This is a genomic window from Pseudomonas sp. PARCl1 (assembly GCF_947311875.1).
Lineage (GTDB): Bacteria > Pseudomonadota > Gammaproteobacteria > Pseudomonadales > Pseudomonadaceae > Aquipseudomonas > Aquipseudomonas juntendi.
Map to the genome: position 1 here is coordinate 42,440 of NZ_CAMZMX010000010.1, position 18,632 is coordinate 61,071.

Annotated in this window: 20 protein-coding genes and 1 other RNA gene; 14 read left to right on the forward strand and 7 right to left on the reverse strand. The window is 60.8% G+C overall.

Annotation, left to right across the window (positions count from 1 at the left end):
- Positions 1 to 51: 51 nt before the first annotated feature.
- On the forward strand, positions 52 to 1,248 hold the full coding sequence (locus QME24_RS07975; protein ID WP_054905346.1) for a methionine gamma-lyase: 1,197 nt from the start codon (positions 52 to 54) through the stop codon (positions 1,246 to 1,248).
- Positions 1,249 to 1,477: 229 nt separating this feature from the next.
- Here the strand turns inward: QME24_RS07975 and QME24_RS07980 are convergent, their stop codons facing one another.
- A complete protein-coding gene (locus tag QME24_RS07980) occupies positions 1,478 to 1,915 on the reverse strand; it encodes a DUF1043 family protein (RefSeq protein ID WP_009684440.1) in 438 nt (145 codons plus the stop codon).
- A gap of 135 nt (positions 1,916 to 2,050) precedes the next feature.
- Between QME24_RS07980 and QME24_RS07985 the strand changes: the two genes are divergently transcribed.
- The 3 genes from QME24_RS07985 to zapE all read left to right on the forward strand — a co-directional run bounded on the left by QME24_RS07985 (position 2,051) and on the right by zapE (position 5,240).
- A complete protein-coding gene (locus QME24_RS07985) occupies positions 2,051 to 2,686 on the forward strand; it encodes an alpha/beta fold hydrolase (protein ID WP_054905345.1) in 636 nt (211 codons plus the stop codon).
- Between the two features lie 25 nt (positions 2,687 to 2,711).
- Complete coding sequence (locus QME24_RS07990) at positions 2,712 to 4,061, forward strand: tryptophan--tRNA ligase (protein ID WP_192440910.1); 1,350 nt, start codon at positions 2,712 to 2,714, stop codon at positions 4,059 to 4,061.
- An 84-nt stretch (positions 4,062 to 4,145) separates the two neighbouring features.
- Positions 4,146 to 5,240 (forward strand): cell division protein ZapE, encoded by a 1,095-nt coding sequence (gene zapE, locus QME24_RS07995; RefSeq protein ID WP_029886538.1) that lies wholly within the window; start codon positions 4,146 to 4,148, stop codon positions 5,238 to 5,240.
- Between the two features lie 120 nt (positions 5,241 to 5,360).
- Here the strand turns inward: zapE and QME24_RS08000 are convergent, their stop codons facing one another.
- On the reverse strand, positions 5,361 to 6,281 hold the full coding sequence (locus tag QME24_RS08000; RefSeq protein ID WP_177331338.1) for a GlxA family transcriptional regulator: 921 nt from the start codon (positions 6,279 to 6,281) through the stop codon (positions 5,361 to 5,363).
- Between the two features lie 341 nt (positions 6,282 to 6,622).
- Positions 6,623 to 7,663: an NADP(H)-dependent aldo-keto reductase gene (locus tag QME24_RS08005; RefSeq protein ID WP_009684435.1), complete on the reverse strand. Its 1,041-nt coding sequence runs from the start codon at positions 7,661 to 7,663 to the stop codon at positions 6,623 to 6,625.
- 258 nt (positions 7,664 to 7,921) lie between these two features.
- Here QME24_RS08005 and rplM point away from each other — a divergent pair, with 258 nt between their 5' ends.
- The 7 genes from rplM to QME24_RS08040 all read left to right on the forward strand — a co-directional run bounded on the left by rplM (position 7,922) and on the right by QME24_RS08040 (position 12,784).
- Positions 7,922 to 8,350 (forward strand): 50S ribosomal protein L13, encoded by a 429-nt coding sequence (gene rplM, locus QME24_RS08010; protein ID WP_003251819.1) that lies wholly within the window; start codon positions 7,922 to 7,924, stop codon positions 8,348 to 8,350.
- Positions 8,351 to 8,364: 14 nt separating this feature from the next.
- Positions 8,365 to 8,757 (forward strand): 30S ribosomal protein S9, encoded by a 393-nt coding sequence (gene rpsI, locus QME24_RS08015; RefSeq protein ID WP_003260797.1) that lies wholly within the window; start codon positions 8,365 to 8,367, stop codon positions 8,755 to 8,757.
- Positions 8,758 to 9,019: 262 nt separating this feature from the next.
- A complete protein-coding gene (gene petA / locus QME24_RS08020; protein ID WP_009684434.1) occupies positions 9,020 to 9,613 on the forward strand; it encodes a ubiquinol-cytochrome c reductase iron-sulfur subunit in 594 nt (197 codons plus the stop codon).
- On the forward strand, positions 9,613 to 10,824 hold the full coding sequence (locus QME24_RS08025) for a cytochrome bc complex cytochrome b subunit (protein WP_029886541.1): 1,212 nt from the start codon (positions 9,613 to 9,615) through the stop codon (positions 10,822 to 10,824). The genes petA and QME24_RS08025 overlap by 1 nt, the downstream gene beginning before the upstream one ends.
- On the forward strand, positions 10,824 to 11,603 hold the full coding sequence (locus QME24_RS08030) for a cytochrome c1 (RefSeq protein WP_029886542.1): 780 nt from the start codon (positions 10,824 to 10,826) through the stop codon (positions 11,601 to 11,603). The genes QME24_RS08025 and QME24_RS08030 overlap by 1 nt, the downstream gene beginning before the upstream one ends.
- A gap of 115 nt (positions 11,604 to 11,718) precedes the next feature.
- Positions 11,719 to 12,342 carry a glutathione S-transferase N-terminal domain-containing protein gene (locus tag QME24_RS08035; protein WP_054905343.1) on the forward strand — a complete coding sequence of 208 codons (624 nt, stop codon included), beginning with the start codon at positions 11,719 to 11,721 and terminating at the stop codon, positions 12,340 to 12,342.
- Between the two features lie 10 nt (positions 12,343 to 12,352).
- Positions 12,353 to 12,784, forward strand: a complete 432-nt coding sequence (locus QME24_RS08040; protein ID WP_192440907.1) for a ClpXP protease specificity-enhancing factor — start codon at positions 12,353 to 12,355, stop codon at positions 12,782 to 12,784.
- 148 nt (positions 12,785 to 12,932) lie between these two features.
- Here QME24_RS08040 and QME24_RS08045 read toward each other — a convergent pair whose 3' ends face one another.
- From QME24_RS08045 to QME24_RS08060, 4 genes are all read right to left on the reverse strand, one after another.
- On the reverse strand, positions 12,933 to 13,511 hold the full coding sequence (locus QME24_RS08045; RefSeq protein ID WP_192440905.1) for a BON domain-containing protein: 579 nt from the start codon (positions 13,509 to 13,511) through the stop codon (positions 12,933 to 12,935).
- Positions 13,508 to 14,101 (reverse strand): phosphoheptose isomerase, encoded by a 594-nt coding sequence (locus QME24_RS08050; protein ID WP_029887793.1) that lies wholly within the window; start codon positions 14,099 to 14,101, stop codon positions 13,508 to 13,510. Before QME24_RS08050 ends, QME24_RS08045 begins: the two co-directional genes overlap by 4 nt.
- Before the next feature lie 86 nt (positions 14,102 to 14,187).
- Complete coding sequence (locus QME24_RS08055; protein WP_054889886.1) at positions 14,188 to 14,559, reverse strand: YraN family protein; 372 nt, start codon at positions 14,557 to 14,559, stop codon at positions 14,188 to 14,190.
- The gene (locus QME24_RS08060; RefSeq protein ID WP_009684425.1) at positions 14,559 to 16,376 is read right to left on the reverse strand and encodes a penicillin-binding protein activator; all 1,818 of its coding nucleotides are present in this window, start codon (positions 16,374 to 16,376) and stop codon (positions 14,559 to 14,561) included. Before QME24_RS08060 ends, QME24_RS08055 begins: the two co-directional genes overlap by 1 nt.
- Positions 16,377 to 16,562: 186 nt before the next feature.
- Here QME24_RS08060 and rsmI point away from each other — a divergent pair, with 186 nt between their 5' ends.
- The 3 genes from rsmI to mraZ all read left to right on the forward strand — a co-directional run bounded on the left by rsmI (position 16,563) and on the right by mraZ (position 18,630).
- Positions 16,563 to 17,438: a 16S rRNA (cytidine(1402)-2'-O)-methyltransferase gene (gene rsmI, locus QME24_RS08065; protein WP_054905341.1), complete on the forward strand. Its 876-nt coding sequence runs from the start codon at positions 16,563 to 16,565 to the stop codon at positions 17,436 to 17,438.
- Positions 17,439 to 17,505: 67 nt separating this feature from the next.
- An RNA gene (rnpB, locus tag QME24_RS08070) (RNase P RNA component class A) lies at positions 17,506 to 17,866 on the forward strand.
- Between the two features lie 308 nt (positions 17,867 to 18,174).
- Positions 18,175 to 18,630, forward strand: coding sequence for a division/cell wall cluster transcriptional repressor MraZ (mraZ, locus tag QME24_RS08075; RefSeq protein ID WP_004575120.1), 456 nt, complete (start codon positions 18,175 to 18,177; stop codon positions 18,628 to 18,630).
- Positions 18,631 to 18,632 lie beyond the last annotated feature (2 nt).

Here is an 18,632-nt window from a genome sequence, read left to right on the forward strand (position 1 = left end):
TCGGGCAGCTCGGTGGCATAAGCTTATAGCAAACCACAAGAGGCTGTTGCCATGCGCGACTCCCATAACAACACCGGTTTTTCCACGCGAGCCATCCACCACGGCTACGACCCGCTGTCCCATAGTGGCGCGCTGGTGCCGCCGGTTTACCAGACCGCCACCTATGCCTTTCCCACTGTTGAACACGGCGCAGCGTGCTTTGCCGGGGACGTGGCAGGGCATTTCTACAGCCGCATCTCCAACCCCACGTTGGCGCTGCTGGAGGAGCGTATGGCTTCGCTGGAGGGTGGTGAGGCAGGCTTGGCGCTGGCGTCGGGGATGGGCGCGATTACCTCGACAATCTGGACACTGCTGCGCCCCGGCGACGAACTGATCGTGGGGCATACCTTGTATGGGTGCACCTTTGCGTTTCTGCATCACGGCATTGGCCAGTTCGGGGTGAAGGTCCGTCACGTCGACCTCAATGACGCCAAGGCTTTAAGGGCGTCCATCACCCGCAAGACACGCATGATCTACTTTGAGACGCCAGCCAATCCCAACATGCAGCTGGTGGATATCGCGGCGGTCGCCGACGTGGCCCGTGGGCATGACTTGCATATCGTGGTCGACAACACCTATTGCACGCCCTACCTGCAGCGGCCATTGGCGTTGGGGGCGGATCTGGTGGTGCATTCCGCGACCAAGTACCTCAGTGGCCATGGTGATATCACCGCGGGGTTGGTGGTGGGGCGCAAGGCGCTGGTCGACCGTATCCGTCTGGAAGGGTTGAAAGACATGACCGGGGCGGTGCTATCCCCGCATGACGCGGCTTTACTGATGCGCGGGATCAAGACCCTTGCACTGCGCATGGACCGCCATTGCGCCAATGCGCTACAGGTGGCGCAGTTCCTGGCTCGGCAGCCTCAGGTCGAGCTTATCCACTACCCGGGCTTGCCATCGTTCGCCCAATACGAGCTGGCGCAGCGGCAGATGCGTTTGCCGGGCGGGATGATTGCTTTTGAGCTCAAGGGTGGCATCGAGGCCGGGCGCAAGTTCATGAATGCACTGCAGCTGTTTGCCCGGGCGGTGAGCCTGGGGGATGCCGAATCGTTGGCGCAGCACCCCGCGAGCATGACCCATTCCAGCTATACGCCAGAGGAGCGGGCGCATCACGGGATATCGGAGGGGTTGGTGCGCTTGTCGGTGGGGTTGGAGGATGTGGAAGACTTGCTGGCGGATGTCGAGCAGGCATTGCAGGCCTGCAGCTAGGTTGTTTGGGCTGGCCGTTTCATAGAACAGTACATAACTTATTGATTTAGCAGGGTCCTGTGGGAGCGGGCGTGCCCGCGAAGAATCCAGCGCGGTGGCTGGCACCGGCTACGCCGGTGTTCGCGTGCACGCCCGCTCCCACAGATATTGCGCAGATTTCAAATGCTGTGGCGTACCTGGGCTGCCCACAAAAAAGGCCTCTCGCGAGGCCTTCTTTATGTTCAGCGAATCAACGCTTGAGCCCGTAGCTCTCGTCGAGCATGCCCGGGGAATTCGGCACCTTTGGCGCATAATCGCGCGGCACTTCGGCAGTGTCCTTCGGCGGGGTCAGGCGATCACGGGGGCCATGCGCACCTTCGGAGTGCAGGGCGGCCAGCAGGCGCTGGCGGGTCAGTTCGTCCAGCGCCAGGGTGTTGGCACCGTCGGCCAGGTGGTCCTGGACATCCTGGTAGCTCTGGGTCAGCTTCTTGACCAGTACTGCAGTGCTGTTGAAGTGGGTAACCACTTCGTTCTGGTAGTTGTCGAAGCGTTTCTGCATTTCATCCAGCTGGCGCTGCGTGCTGCTGGGCGCGGCATTGGGCAGCAGGCGAGCCACGACGAAACCGACGACCACGCCAATGACCAGGGCCAAGGTCGGCAACAACCAAACAAGGAGCGAGAGTTCCACGAGTCCTTCCTCTATAAACGGCTTTGCTTTACGTTAACGGCTCAGACCTGCGCTGTATACCGCGAGCGATCGCAAATCAGAACAGAATTCCTCACCTAGACGAAACGACCCACCCCGAGGTCACGGAGTAGTGCCTTGCTTGTCCGCGAAACCCCCTTGTTCATCGATGGCCCCAGTGGTCAGTTGGAAGCCTTGTACCTGGACGTGGCCGATGCCCGCGGAGCGGTGCTGATCTGCCACCCCAACCCGGTTCAGGGCGGCACCATGCTCAACAAGGTGGTCTCGACCCTGCAGCGCACCGCCCGTGATGCCGGCTATGTGACCCTGCGGTTCAACTACCGGGGCGTTGGGCAGAGCGCTGGCAGCCACGACATGGGCGCAGGCGAAGTGGCCGATGCCGAGGCTGCTGCGGCCTGGCTGCGCGATAAGCACCCGCAATTGCCGCTGGTGCTGATGGGCTTCTCGTTCGGCGGCTTCGTTGCCACCAGCCTGGCTGGCCGCCTGGAGGCGGGCGGCGTGAGCCTGCAGCACTTGTTCATGATTGCCCCAGCGGTAATGCGCCTGACCGACGAATTCCCCCTGCCACAGCAATGCCCGATCACCGTGGTGCAGCCGGAGGCCGATGAAGTGGTCGCGCCGCAGCTGGTTTACGATTGGTCCGACAGCCTGTCGCGCCCCCATGAGCTGCTGAAAGTGGCAGAATGCGGACACTTCTTTCATGGCAAGCTGACCGATCTCAAGGATCTGCTGCTGCCGCGCCTTTCGAACTGAGCCAAGCCTGAATAAGCGAACACCCATGACCACGCGCATTCTTACCGGTATCACCACCACCGGCACTCCGCACCTGGGCAACTACGCCGGCGCCATCCGCCCGGCGATCCGTGCCAGCCAGCAGCCCGGTGTCGACTCGTTCTATTTCCTGGCCGACTATCACGCGCTGATCAAGTGCGACGACCCGCTGCGCATCCAGCGCTCGCGCCTGGAAATCGCCGCCACCTGGCTGGCCGGTGGCCTGGACGCCGACAAGGTGACCTTCTACCGCCAGTCCGATATTCCGGAAATCCCCGAGTTGACCTGGTTGCTGACCTGCGTTGCAGCCAAGGGTCTGCTCAACCGTGCACATGCCTACAAAGCCTCGGTGGACAAGAACGTGGAAGCCGGTGAAGACCCGGATGCCGGCGTGACCATGGGCTTGTTCAGCTACCCTGTGCTGATGGCGGCCGACATCCTGATGTTCAATGCCAACAAGGTGCCGGTGGGCCGCGACCAGATCCAGCACGTGGAAATGGCCCGGGACATCGGTCAGCGTTTCAACCACCTGTTCGGCCAAGGCAAGGACTTCTTCGCCCTGCCAGAGGCGGTGATCGAAGAAAGCGTGGCGACCCTGCCGGGCCTGGACGGGCGCAAGATGTCCAAGAGCTACGACAACACCATTCCGTTGTTCACCAGCGCCAAGGACATGAAAGACGCCATCTCGCGCATCGTGACCGATTCGCGTGCGCCTGGCGAAGCCAAGGACCCGGACACTTCGCACCTGTTCACCCTCTACCAGGCCTTCGCTACGCCAGAACAGTGCGCCGGGTTCCGCGACGAGTTGTTGCAGGGCCTGGGCTGGGGCGATGCCAAGCAGCGCCTGTTCCAGTTGCTGGACGGCCAGTTGGCGGAAAAACGCGAGCACTACCACCAGCTGATCGCGCGCCCGGCCGACCTTGAGGATATCCTGCTGGCGGGGGCCGCCAAGGCCCGCAAGATTGCCACCCCGTTCCTGGAGCAACTCCGCGAGGCGGTTGGCCTGCGCTCGTTCCGCAGCAGCGTGCAAACCAGTACCGAAGTGAAGAAAAAGGCCGTCAAGAGCGCGCGTTTCGTCAGCTTCCGTGATGAGGACGGCAGCTTCCGCTTCCGCCTGCTGGCCGCCGACGGTGAGCAACTGCTGTTGTCGCGCAGCTTTGCCGACGGCAAGAGTGCAGGTGCGGTGAGCAAGCAACTGCAGCAGGGTGCTGAGGCCGATGTGCGTGTGCAGGGCCTGGGTTTCGGCTTGTGGCTCAACGGTGAACAGGTTGCCGACGGGCCGCAGTTCGCCAGCGCTGAAGCGCGGGATGCAGCCATTCGAAGCCTGCACGAAGCCCTGGCCCCACAACAGGACTGAGGCAATTCGCCGCAACTCCAATTGCCATAAAGCGGGCCGGTCGCTACAGTGACGGCCCGTTTTTTGTTGCCTCGCTAACGAATCATGACTCCCTTAGAACGCTATCAAGCAGATCTGAAACGTCCCGACTTCTTCCATGACGCGGCGCAGGAAACTGCTGTGCGTCACCTGCAGCGTCTGTACGACGACCTGGTACAGGCGCAGAACAACAAGCCGGGGGTATTCGGCAAGCTGTTCGGCAAGAAGGAGCAGACCCCGGTCAAGGGCCTGTACTTCTGGGGTGGAGTAGGGCGGGGCAAGACCTACCTGGTCGATACCTTCTACGAGGCGCTGCCGTTCAAGCAGAAGATGCGCACCCACTTCCACCGCTTCATGAAGCGTGTGCACGAGGAAATGAAGACCCTCAAGGGTGAGAAGAACCCGCTGACCATCATTGCCAAGCGCTTCAGCGAAGAGGCCAAGGTGATCTGCTTCGACGAGTTCTTCGTCTCGGACATTACCGATGCGATGATCCTCGGCACCTTGATGGAAGAGCTGTTCAAGAACGGCGTGTCGCTGGTCGCCACCTCCAACATCGTGCCCGACGGCTTGTACAAGGACGGCCTGCAGCGCGCGCGTTTCCTGCCGGCCATCGCCATGATCAAGCAGTACACCGACGTGGTGAACGTCGACAGCGGCGTGGACTACCGCCTGCGTCATCTGGAGCAGGCCGAACTGTTCCACTACCCGCTCAATGAGGCAGCGCACGAAAGCATGCGTGCCAGCTTCAAGGCGCTGACCCCGGAATGCACCCAGGCGGTCGAAAATGACGTGCTGATGATCGAGAACCGCCCGATCAATGCCTTGCGTACGTGCGACGACGTTGCCTGGTTCGACTTCCGGGCATTGTGCGACGGGCCGCGTAGCCAGAACGACTACATCGAGCTGGGCAAGATCTTCCACGCGGTGCTGCTGAGCAATGTCGAGCAGATGGGGGTGACCACCGATGATATCGCGCGGCGTTTCATCAACATGGTGGACGAGTTCTACGACCGCAATGTCAAGCTGATCATCTCGGCCGAGGTGGAGCTAAAAGACCTCTACACCGGTGGGCGCCTGAGCTTCGAGTTCCAGCGTACCTTGAGCCGCTTGCTGGAGATGCAGTCGCACGAGTTCCTGTCTCGGGCGCACAAGCCCTGAGATCAGCGGCAAGCTTCTAGCTGCAAGCCTCAAAAAAAAGCCGGAGCAGGCCACGAGCTGCTCCGGCTTTTTGCTTTGTCTTGTAGCTTGCAGCTAGAAACTTGCCGCTGCTGAAAGCCCTCAAGCCTCCTGCATGAACTGCTGCCGGTACTGGTTCGGCGACAACTCGGTATGCTGGCGGAACAGCCGCGCAAAGAAACTGGCATCGTCGTAACCGACCTCGTAACTGATGGTCTTGATGCTCTTGCGCGTGCTCGACAACAACCCCTTGGCCGTTTCGATCCGCAGCCGTTGCAGGTAGTGCAGCGGCTTGTCGCCGGTCGCCCCCTGGAACCGGCGCATGAAGTTGCGAATGCTCATGCCGTGGTTGCGCGCCACATCCTCGAAGCGGAACTTGTCCGCGAAGTGCTCTTCCAGCCAGTGCTGGATCTGCAGGATGATCAGGTCCTGATGCAGCTTCTGCCCGCCAAACCCCATGCGCCCCGGCGTGTAGTTGCGCTGCACTTCGTAGAGGATGTCGCGCGACACCGCACGGGCCACATTGGCCCCGCAGAAACGCTCGATCAGATAGATGTACAGGTCGCACGCCGAAGTGGCGCCGCCAGCGCAATAGATGTTGTCGGCGTCGGTCAGGTGCTTGTCCTGGTTCAGGCGGATCTTCGGGAAGCGCTCGGCGAAGCTGCTGAAGAAGCGCCAGTAGGTGGTCGCCTCCTTGCCGTCGAGCAGGCCACTTTCGGCCAGCCAGAACACGCCACTGGCCTCGGCGCATAGCACCGCGCCGCGGGCGTGCTGGCTACGCAGCCACGGCAGCACCTGTGGGTAGCGTTGCAGCAGGTTGTCGAAGTCGTCCCAGTAGGCTGGCAGGATGATGACATCGGCGTCATCCAGGCCGCCGTCGACCGGTAGCTGAACATTGCTGAAGCTGTCCACGGGCAGGCCATCGGGGCTCACCAGGCGGATCTCGAACATGGGCTGCAAGCCCAGGCCCAGCTGCTTGCCGTAGCGCAGGCTGGCGAGGTGGAAGAAGTCCTTGGCCTGCATCAAGGTCGAAGCGAACACCTTGTCAATGGCCAGGATGCTGACGCGCCGCAGCGACGCGGGGGGTTGGGTAAACATCATTGTCATTGTTCTTATAGGGTAGAGTGGTCAATCACCGGCTGGATCGTCTTATTTTTTTGGTCGAGCTGCAAGCTTCAAGCTACAAGCTTCAAGCTACAAGCTGCAAGATAAAGCAGGTCAGCATGCGGACTGCTCTGTCTTGTAGCTTGTAGCTTGTAGCTTGTAGCTTGTAGCTTGTAGCTTGTAGCTTGTAGCTTGTAGCTTGTAGCTTGTAGCTTGTAGCTTGTAGCTTGTAGCTTGTAGCTTGCAGCTTGCAGCTCTGATCAAGGCGCCGGGTTCGGCTGCGCTTGGTGAATGGCTTCGATCGCCGCCAGCAGCTCGTCGCTCAGGTGCAGCTCGGCGCTGGCCAGGTTGCTGTCCAGTTGCTGCAGGCTGGTAGCGCCAATGATGTTGCTGGTCACGAACGGCTGGCCCGTCACGAACGCCAGGGCCATCTGCGCCGGGTCCAGGCCGTGCTCGCGGGCCAGCTGCACGTAGCGGCTGCAGGCGGCCACGGTCTGCGGGTTGGAGTAGCGGGCAAAGCGGCTGAACAGGGTCAGGCGGGCGTTTTCCGGCCGAGCGCCGTTCTCGTACTTGCCCGACAGCATGCCGAATGCCAGCGGCGAGTACGCCAGCAAACCGCATTGCTCGCGAATGGCGACTTCCGCCAGGCCCACCTCGAAGCTGCGGTTGAGCAGGTTGTACGGGTTCTGGATCGATACCGCCCGTGGCCAGCCCCGGCTTTCGGCCAGTTGCAGGAATTTCATGGTGCCCCACGGCGTTTCGTTGGACAGGCCAACATGACGGATCTTGCCCGCCCGTACCTGGTCGTCCAGCACTTCCAGCGTTTCTTCCAGCGGCGTGAAGTGATCGTGCGGCAGGTGCTGGTAGCCCAGTTTGCCGAAGAAGTTGGTGCTGCGTTCCGGCCAGTGCAGCTGGTACAGGTCGATGCGATCGGTCTGCAGGCGCTTGAGGCTCTCGTCCAGCGCCGCGACGATGTGCTGGCGGTTGTGCTTGAGCTGGCCATCGCGGATGTGGCTGATACCGTTGCCGGGGCCGGCAACCTTGCTGGCCAGCACCCAGTCATCACGGTCACCGTTGGCCCTGAACCAGTTGCCGATGATGCGCTCGGTAGCGGCGTAGGTTTCCGCGCGTGGGGGCACCGGGTACATTTCGGCCGTGTCGATGAAGTTGATCCCCGCGGCCTTGGCCCGGGCAATTTGGCCGAAAGCCTCTTCCTGGTCGTTCTGCTCGCCCCAGGTCATGGTGCCCAGGCACAGGGCGCTGACGTTGAGGTCGGTTCGGCCGAGCTGGCGGTATTCCATCGGGTAAACACTCCTTGGCAATGGAAGCTCATCAAAGCAGGTTGAAATTTTTCGCGCAATCTGGATAATTCAGCCCCTCTCCGCGTGGCGGAAGTGATGCACCATCACGCAGGAAGAACCCCGTCGAATATTGGCGTGCCCGACCCGAGCCCCCAAAAGCGTCAGTGTTCGGCTGCGCGCTTGCCCTTGGCAAGCTGTGCACTATCCAGTAAGATTCGCCGTCTATTTTTCGCTGGGCGGCCTCTGAGGCTTTAGAGAATGAAAACTTTTACTGCTAAACCGGAAACAGTAAAGCGCGAGTGGTTCGTAGTCGACGCCGCTGGCCAGACCCTGGGTCGTCTGGCTACCGAAATCGCTACCCGTCTGCGTGGCAAACACAAACCAGAATACACCCCTCACGTTGACACCGGCGACTACATCGTCGTTATCAACGCTGAACAGGTTCGTGTGACTGGTGCCAAGTCTTCCGACAAGATGTACTACTCCCACTCCGGTTTCCCGGGCGGTATCAAGGAAATCAACTTCGAGAAGTTGATCGCCAAGGCCCCTGAGCGTGTTATCGAAACCGCGGTCAAAGGCATGCTGCCTAAGAACCCGCTGGGTCGCGACATGTACCGCAAGCTGAAAGTGTACGCGGGTGCTGCTCACCCACACACTGCTCAGCAGCCTCAAGAACTGAAGATCTAACGGGATAGTTCATTATGTCGGCGACTCAAAATTACGGCACTGGCCGTCGCAAGACCGCAACCGCTCGCGTATTCCTGCGTCCGGGTACTGGTAACATCTCCATCAACAACCGTTCTCTGGACGTGTTCTTCGGTCGCGAAACCGCTCGCATGGTTGTTCGTCAGCCGCTCGAGCTGACCGAAACCGTTGAGAAGTTCGACATCTACGTCACCGTTTCCGGTGGTGGTGTCAGCGGTCAGGCCGGTGCGATCCGTCACGGTATCACCCGCGCGCTGATGGAATACGACGAAACCCTGCGTGGCGCTCTGCGTCGTGCTGGCTACGTCACCCGCGACGCTCGTGAAGTCGAGCGTAAGAAAGTGGGTCTGCGTAAAGCGCGTAAGCGTCCTCAGTACTCCAAGCGTTAATACCGCTTCGGCAGTCGAAAAAAGCCCGGTTCCTTGGAACCGGGCTTTTTTTTTGCCTTGAACTAACCTGTCAGCATGTCTGTGGCCGCTCGTCGCATAGACGCAGATCAAGCAAAGCGCTGGTATTGGGCCCTTGCCCGGCTAATCCCTTGTCAGTGTGTGGATTTGTTTCTTACCATGGCGACCAAATTTTAGTGCCACAGACACAACCTAAGTACAGGCCTGGTTCAACAGGCCAAGCAAGCTGATGGGAGAGGACTGAATGAGCAATGACGGCGTCAACGCAGGCCGGCGCCGCTTCCTCGTAGCCGCGACATCCGTGGTCGGGGCAGCGGGAGCAGTGGGGGCTGCGGTACCGTTCGTGGGGTCATGGTTTCCCAGTGCCAAGGCGAAAGCCGCGGGAGCACCGGTGAAGGTCAATATCGCCAAGGTCGAGGCCGGGCAGCAGATGGTAGCCGAGTGGCGAGGCCAGCCGGTGTTCATCGTCAGGCGCACCGAGGAGATCCTCGGTAACCTGAAGAAAATTACCGGCGAATTGTCTGATCCCGATTCCAAATCTTCGGTGCAGCCGACCTATGTCGACCCCGAAGTCCGCTCCATCAAGCCGGAAATCCTCATTCTCGTCGGCCTGTGCACGCACCTGGGCTGCTCGCCCACCTTCCGCCCGGAGGTTGCGCCAGCCGACCTGGGCCCTAAATGGGTGGGTGGCTACTTCTGCCCGTGCCACGGCTCCCACTACGACCTGGCTGGGCGTGTTTACAAGTCGCAGCCGGCGCCACTCAACCTGCCCGTACCGCCGCACTCGTACGAGTCGGACGATATCATCGTCATCGGCGTCGACCAGGAGAAAGCATGATGAGCAAGTTCATGGACTGGATTGATGCTCGCTTCCCCGCGACCAAGATGTGGGAAGATCACCTGAGCAAGTATTACGCGCCCAAGAACTTCAACTTCCTGTATTTCTTTGGCTCCCTGGCATTACTGGTGCTGGTCAACCAGATCGTCACCGGTGTGTGGCTGACCATGAGCTTCACGCCCTCGGCAGAAGAGGCATTCGCCTCGGTCGAGTACATCATGCGTGACGTCGAATACGGCTGGATTCTGCGCTACCTGCACTCCACGGGTGCTTCGGCGTTCTTCATCGTGGTTTACCTGCACATGTTCCGCGGCCTGCTCTACGGCTCCTACCAGAAGCCCCGCGAGCTGGTCTGGCTGTTCGGCATGTTGATCTACCTGGCGCTGATGGCCGAGGCCTTCATGGGTTACCTGCTGCCGTGGGGCCAGATGTCCTACTGGGGTGCCCAGGTCATCATTTCGCTGTTCGGTGCCATCCCGGTGATTGGTGGCGACCTCACCCAATGGATTCGTGGTGACTACCTGATCTCCGGCATTACCCTGAACCGCTTCTTCGCCCTGCATGTGGTCGCCCTGCCTATCGTCATCCTCGGCCTGGTGGTGCTGCACATTCTTGCCCTGCACGAAGTGGGTTCGAACAACCCCGATGGCATCGACATCAAGAAGAACAAGGACGAAAACGGCATTCCGCTCGATGGCATTCCGTTCCACCCGTACTACACCGTCAAGGATATTGTCGGCGTGGTGGTGTTCCTCTTCGTATTCTGTGCGGTGGTGTTCTTCTTCCCGGAAATGGGCGGTTACTTCCTGGAAAAGCCGAACTTCGAGCAGGCCAACGCCTTCAAGACGCCGGAGCATATTGCCCCAGTGTGGTACTTCACACCGTTCTACGCCATCTTGCGTGCGGTGCCTGACAAGTTGATGGGTGTGATCGCCATGGGGGCGGCGATTGCGGTGCTGTTCGTACTGCCCTGGCTCGATCGCAGCCCGGTGCGTTCCATGCGTTACAAAGGCTGGATCAGCAAGCTCTTCCTGCTGGTGTTCTGCGTGGCCTTCGTCATCCTCGGCGTGCTGGGCGTGCTGGCACCGACACCTGGGCGCACGCTGTTGTCGCAGGTGTGCACGGTGCTGTACTTCGCCTACTTCCTGTTGATGCCGTTCTACACAAGGCTCGAGAAGACCAAACCGGTTCCGGAAAGGGTGACTGGCTGATGAAAAAGTTGATTGCAGTATTTTTGCTGGCACTGATGCCTGCCTTTTGCTTCGCTGCCGAACACGGGCTGGAACTGGACAAGGTCGATATCGACCTGACCGACAAGGCCGCCATGCAGGACGGCGCGCGGACGTTCGCCAACTATTGCATGGGCTGCCACAGTGCCAAGTTTCAACGCTACGAGCGTGTGGCCGATGACTTGGGCATCCCCCACGAGCTGATGCTCGAAAAGCTGGTGTTTACCGGGGCCAAGATCGGTGATCACATGCAGATCGGCATGAAGCCCGAAGACGCCAAGACCTGGTTCGGTGCCGCGCCGCCCGACCTGACCCTGGTGGCCAGGGTACGTGGTACCGATTGGCTGTACACCTACCTGCGCAGTTTCTACGAGGACCCCTCGCGGCCTTATGGGGTGAACAACAAGGTGTTCCCGAACGTCGGCATGCCCAACGTGCTGGTCGGCCTGCAGGGCAACCAAGTAATCGGCTGCAAGCAGGTGCAGACGGTGACCGATGGGAAGAAGCAATTCGACCCGTTGACCGGTAGCCCGATTACCCATGAAGCCTGTGACCAGCTGACCGTTACGCCGAAATCCGGTACCCTGACCGCCGAGCAGTTCGACGAGAAGGTCAAGAACCTGGTGACCTTCCTGGCCTATTCGGCCAACCCGGTCAAACTGGAAAGCCAGCGCATCGGTACCTATGTGTTGCTGTACCTGGCTTTCTTCTTCGTATTCGCCTATTTGCTCAAGCGTGAATACTGGAAGGACGTGCACTGATCACGCAGTAATTTCTGGTTGTTGAACGCGCCCGGGGCGCCTGGCAGAAATGCCAGGATGCCCCGGGCGCGTTTTCATTTAAAGTTGCACAGCATCTCGTGCGAGGAGCCGCTACATGGGCGCAACCAACAGGTTAGCCTGCTATTCCGACCCCGCTGACCATTATTCTCATCGGGTACGTCTGGTGCTGGCCGAGAAGGGTGTCAGCGTGCAGGTCATCGATGTCGATCCGGCGCGCCTGCCGCCCAGGCTGGCCGAGGTCAACCCGTATGGCAGTGTGCCGACCCTGGTCGACCGTGACCTGGCGTTGTATGAATCGACCGTGGTGATGGAATACCTCGAGGAGCGTTACCCGCACCCGCCGCTGATGCCGGTATACCCGGTTGCGCGCGGCAACAGCCGTTTGCTGATACACCGCATTCAGCGCGACTGGTGTGCTCTTGCCGATAGCGTGCTCGATTCGCGCAGCAGCGAGGCTACCCGAAGTGAAGCGCGCAAGGCCCTGCGCGAAAGCCTGACCGGTGTTTCGCCATTGTTCAATGAGTTCGCCTGTTTCATGAGCGATGAGCAAAGCCTGGTCGATTGTTGTCTACTGCCCATACTCTGGCGCCTGCCAGTGTTGGGCATCGAGTTGCCCCGGCAAGCGAAACCGCTGCTGGATTACATGGAGCGCCAGTTCGCCCGCGAGCCATTCCAGGCGAGCCTGTCCTCTGTAGAACGTGAAATGCGCAAGCTTTAAGGAGCCGTTGATGAACTCCAGTCGCCCCTATCTGGTTCGAGCACTGTACGAGTGGATCGTCGACAACGATTGCACGCCCCATATGCTGGTCAATGCCGAATACGCACAGGTGCAGGTACCGGATGGTTTCGCCAATGATGGCCAGATTGTCCTGAATATTTCGCCAAGTGCTGTGCGCAACCTGCACATGGATAACGACGCGGTCAGTTTCGAGGGCCGTTTCAGTGGCGTGACCCATTTGCTGTTCGTGCCGGTTGGCGCCATCCTGGGCATCTACGCCCGCGAAAATGGCCAAGGCATGGTCTTCGAGCTGGAGCAGCCGCTGACGGATGGCGATGACCTGGAAGACGATGATGTGCAGCCGGATGACGATGGCCCGCCAGAAGGTGGTGGCCAGCCGCCGCGCCCGACTGGTCGACCAAGCCTGAAAGTGGTCAAGTAGTAAAAAAGGCGACCTTGTAGGGTTAATGCCAGCAGTTAAGTAATTTGGGGCCGCAAAGCAGCCCCAATAACGCTTAACTGACAGGCATCAACCATGAAGGGTCGCCTTTTTCCAGGCCGGGATTGTTGCCTTGCCGGCCCAGGGTTCTTCAGTCGATGTACTCGAAGAGTTTGACGATTTTTTGCACACCCGATACGCCCTGCACTACGGCAGTGGCGGAATTGGCCTCCTGCTGGGTCACCAGGCCGAGCAGGTAGACGATACCGTTCTCGGTAATGACCTTGATTCGCGAACTGGGCACGGCGCTGTCAGTCAGCATCTGGGTCTTGATCTTGGTGGTCAGCCAGGCATCGTTGTTGCGCGCCAGAATCGAAGACGGCTGCATGACCTGCAGCTCGTTGTGCACCTTTTTCACCCGTTGAACCTGGCTGGCGGTTTGCTCGGCAAGGTTCTTGAGGTCAGCGCGTGGGGTTTGGCCAGCGAGCAGGACGATACCGTTGTAGCTGCTGACAACGATGTGCGAGCCCTTGTCCAGGTCCGGGTTGGCCTTGGAGATGTTGACCGCGGCTTTGGTTTCGATCAGCGAGTCGTCGATCTTGCTGCCGATGGTGCGCGTGCCGCGGTCGTCTTCAATGGGCGAATTGCGGGCAGAGGTGAGTACCGAGCTGCAGCCGGTAACGCTCAGGCACAGAGTCAGGGCCAGCAGGCCAAGGCGCATAGGGGTCATTCTTCACTCCCGAACAGTTGGCTGTCGATCAGGTCGCACAGGCAGTGGATCGCCAGCAGGTGGACTTCCTGGATGCGCGCGGTCACTGTCGAAGGTACGCGGATTTCCACGTCCTCTGGCAGCAGCAGCGAGGCCATGCCGCCGCCGTCGCGCCCCGTCATTGCTACGACAATCATTTCGCGGTCATGCGCGGCCTGGATCGCCTGGATCACGTTGGCCGAGTTACCGCTGGTGGAGATCGCCAGCAGAACATCGCCCGGTTGGCCCAGTGCGCGGATCTGCTTGGAAAAGACTTCGTTATAGCTGTAGTCATTGGCGATCGAAGTCAGGGTCGAACTGTCGGTGGTCAAGGCGATGGCCGGCAAACTCGGGCGTTCGCGCTCGAAGCGGTTGAGCAGTTCCGAGGAGAAGTGCTGGGCGTCGCCGGCCGAGCCGCCGTTGCCACAGGCGAGCATCTTGCCCTCATTGAGCAGCGCATTGACCATGACCAGGCTGGCCTGCTCGATGTGCGGTGCCAGGATGTCCATCGCCTGTTGCTTGGTTTCGATGCTGGCCTGGAACAGCCGGCGAATTCGGGATTGCATGTCCATCTGGTGACCTTAAATGGGGCGGTGGCCTTTGTTACGCGCAACAACGACCAGCCCGCGATACATAGAGCAAAAAAAACGTAGAGGGTTCAGCACTCGAAGGCGTTTTTCAGCCACTGAAGCGGTTTGCCTGCATGGTGGCTACCCTGCAGGGCGACAACGTCGAAGCGGCAGGGGTGGTTGCCCCATTGGGGCTCCTTGAGCAGGAACAGGCTGGCCGCATGCACCAGCCGTTTCTGCTTGCGCCCATCGATACTGGCGAGGGCGCCTCCGAAGGCCGCGTGCAACCGGTAGCGGACTTCGACGAATACTACTGTATCGGCGTCGAGCATGACCAGATCAAGCTCGCCGCCTTTGCATCGCCAGTTGCGCGCCAGCAGCCGCAGGCCTTGCCCCTGAAGGTACTCAAGGGCTTGGGTTTCTGCAGCGTGGCCGGCGCCGGTCGGTGATGCTGCAGCCATCAGCGCGGGGTATCAGGCAGGCGCTTGACCTGGCCGCCAGCGAATTCAGCCCATGGCAGTTGGCGCTCCACACGCTGGTTGGCGTTGATGCTCAAGCTACCGGAAAGGCCCTGGACGCGGTTATCCGGCAGCGCCTTCAGTTGGCCCAGTCGCGGTGCCAGGCTGTAGGCATCGACGCCCATGGCGTACAGGCGGCCCAGGCTGCCGGCGGCTTGCGGCCACTGCTGAACCACCTGTTGGCGCAGGCTGTTGCTGGTATCGAGCAGCCACGGGGTTTCGCAGAAGCGGATGCCGTTCATGTCGTTGTACTGGTTGACGTCACCGCTGGCGCTGTACAGGTTGGAAGTGGCGTACACCGGTACGTCACCGGCGTACTGGAAATTCAGGGTCGGCTTGATCTGCTGCGCTTGCTGAGGGGTAGAGGCAAGGAAGAGGAAGTCGATGTCCTGGCGGCGCGACGGTTGTGCGGCGATGTTGCCGCCAACCGTGCTCTGCAGGCTCTTGGCGCGGCTTTCGCTCTGGCGCAGCTGGAACAGGTCGGCAATCTGCTGGGCCAGCGCAACCGGTTGCGCGATGCGTTGGGCTGCGAGCACGGTGCCGCCATTGCCTTCCCAGTCCTGGCGGAAGGCGGCCAGCACGCGATCACCCCATTCGCCGCTCGGCACCAGGGCTACGGCGCGGACCATGCCATCGGCACGGGCGCGACGGGATACTTCGCGTGCTTCGTCTTCGGCCGCCAGGCCGAACTGGAACAATTGCGGTGGGGCCACCTGGCCAGCATCGGCGTAGTTGAGCGCAAGGGTGGTGATCGGCAGTTGCGGTTTGCTGGCCAATTGCTTGACCAGCGGTTTTTCCAGCGGGCCGATGACCAGCTGCACGCCTGCGGCCTGGGCCTGGCGGTAGAAGTCGTCGAGCGAGCCGATGCGCGAGCTGTCGAACACCTGCACCGCAGGGGCGGCTTGGCCAGCCTGCTGGGCCTGGAAGTGGGCGGCCATGAAGCCGTCACGCAGGGCCCGGGCAACCCCGGCCAGTGGCCCTTCCTGGGGCAGCAGCAGGGCGATTTTGGTCAGCGGTTGGCTGGCCAGTTCCTTGAGCTTGACCAGTGGCACTGGCAACTGTTTGGCAGCCGGGTGGTCCGGGTGCTGTTTGACCCAGCTCTCGATGGCGCTCTGTTGCTGCTCAAGGGTGCCGGCACTTTTCACCGCCAGGGCCAGGCTGGTCCAGCCGGCCAGAGTCTGGTCAGTGGCCGGCTGCTGCAACTGCTCGGCCGGCAGCGAGGCGACCAAGGCCCAGATGGCGTCGTTGTTTGCGCTGGCGGCCTGGTCGCTGAGCAATGGGGCCAGCAGTACGCGCTGTTGCGCGGCGGCCAGGGCCTGGCCATCGGCCTCCAGCGCGGCGGCGTGCACGTAGTAGGTGCGCGCCTGCTGTTCCTTCGGCAGCTCGGGAACGTGCTGCAGGCTTGGGTGGGCCAGGGCGGCCAGGGCAGCCTTGGGTTGGTTGCGGCTCATGGCCAGTTCGGCCGCCAGGGTGCTGGCGAACACTTGCTGGGCCGGCTTGAGCGTGTCCAGCGGGACCTGCTCGAGAATGCGTGCGGCGCGGGGGAAGTCCTTCTGCTTGTAGGCCAGGTCGGCTGCGCTCAGGCGCAGCAGGGCGGCGTCTTGCGCAGACTTGCTGGAAGCAGCCTGCTCGAGCAGTTGCTCGATGCTGGCATCCGGGGTGCGTGGCAGTTCGCCCAGGCTGGATGAGGGCGAGCTGGCGCAGGCTGCCAGCAGGGCAGCGAGGCAGAGGGCTGTGAGCAGCCGCAGGCAAGCGATCATGTAAAGGTCCTGTTACTCGATCAAGTTGGCCGGCAATTGTACCCAAGCACTGGCCGGGGCGCGATGTTGCCGTGTCGATCCTTCACTATAGGTGGCTTGCCGCCGGTCGCGTATGAAGTTCTTTGCGCCCTGTTGCGGGCGCTCGGGCTACAATGGCGCCTTTGATCCGAATGACAGGTGTGCGCAGTGACTGATGTGGCAGGGGCTTCTAAATCCACCGTGGGAACGCTGTATGTGGTGGCAACTCCCATCGGCAACCTCGATGACATGAGCGCCCGAGCGCTCAAGGTGCTGGCAGACGTGGCGCTGATCGCAGCCGAAGACACCCGCCATTCAATCCGCCTGCTGCAACATTTTGGCATCGATACACCACTGGCGGCCTGCCACGAGCATAACGAGCGGGACGAAGGCGGGCGCTTTCTCGGCAAGCTGTTGGCCGGCGAAGATGTGGCGCTGGTTTCCGATGCCGGTACCCCGTTGATTTCCGACCCTGGCTACCACCTGGTGCGCCAGGCGCGGGCTGCCGGGGTCAGCGTGGTGCCGGTGCCGGGCGCCTGCGCCTTGATCGCGGCATTGTCGGCGGCGGGCCTGCCCTCGGACCGTTTCATTTTCGAAGGTTTCCTGCCGGCCAGGCAGGCGGGGCGCCTGGCACGCCTGGAGCAAGTGCGCGAAGAGCCGCGCACGCTGATTTTCTATGAAGCGCCGCACCGTATCCTCGAGTGCCTCGAGGACATGGAAACGGTGTTTGGCGGGGAGCGCCCGGCGTTGCTGGCGCGCGAACTGACGAAAACCTTCGAGACGCTCAAGGGCTTGCCCCTGGCCGAGTTGCGGGCGTTCGTCGCCGGTGATAGCAACCAGCAGCGCGGTGAGTGCGTGGTGCTGGTCGGTGGCTGGACTGCACCGGAGGGCGAGCAGGCCATCAGTAGCGAGGCCCAGCGCGTGCTCGACCTGTTGCTGGCCGAGTTGCCGCTGAAGCGGGCGGCGGCGCTTGCCTCGGAAATTACCGGCGTGCGCAAGAACCTGTTGTATCAACGTGCCCTGGATAAACAGAAGGCCCAGTAGTGGCAAATTGATATAAATGCTGCTGGCGCTTGTTCTTGAGCGCGTGTGCCGTTAACCTTGTCTGCGGAGAGTCGATCGGACAGTCGCTGCCGTCTTTTGTTCCGCAAAAGTTCGGGGGAGGAAAGTCCGGGCTCCATAGGGCAGAGTGCCAGGTAACGCCTGGGAGGCGTGAGCCTACGGAAAGTGCCACAGAAAATAACCGCCTAAGCACTTCGGTGCCGGTAAGGGTGAAAAGGTGCGGTAAGAGCGCACCGCACGGCTGGCAACAGTTCGTGGCTAGGTAAACCCCACTCGGAGCAAGACCAAATAGGGTTCCATCAGGCGTGGCCCGCGTCGGAACCGGGTAGGTTGCTAGAGGCGTCCAGTGATGGCCGTCGTAGAGGAATGACTGTCCTCGACAAAACCCGGCTTACAGATCGACTCTCCACCTTTCTTTTCTGCATCTTTCGATAGCAGACCCCCCTTTGGTAATACCGAAAAAATCTTACTCTTAATAAATCACTTTAAGTTCAAGCCCCAGTGGCTTGTGCGGGTTTGATTTTTCTCGTGTTTTTTTCATTGTGAAATACCTTTCACAATCCTTTAACGCGCTAAATCTCGGTCCTGTAAGGCTTTTCCTTCCGAACGTGCCTTGACGGTGCCTCCGGCGGATTCCTATAGTGTGCGCAAGTGGCAGAAAGTGGGATGAAGTGGGTTTTCTGGCACAAAAAAGATAACATTGTGGGGAATCGCAGCCGTGTTCCGCGGAGCCAACGCCGTCAGTCTCGATGCCAAGGGCCGTCTCGCCATGCCGAGCCGGTACCGTGACGAGCTCGATTCGCGTTGCAACGGTCAGCTGATCGTGACCATCGACGCCGTGGACCCGTGCTTGTGTGTTTATCCCCTCGATGAGTGGGAACAGATAGAAGCCAAGTTGCGTGCCTTGCCATCGTTGCGTGAGGAAAACCGCCGCCTGCAGCGATTGCTGATTGGCAATGCGGTAGACCTGGAACTCGACGGCAGTGGGCGTTTCCTGGTGCCGCCCCGTTTGCGTGAGTACGCCAAGCTCGACAAGAAGGCGATGCTGGTGGGGCAACTGAACAAATTCCAGCTGTGGGATGAAGATGCCTGGAACGCGGTTTCGGCAGCCGACCTTGCAGCTATTCAACAACCGGGCGCCATGCCCGACGAATTGCGTGACCTGATCCTGTGACC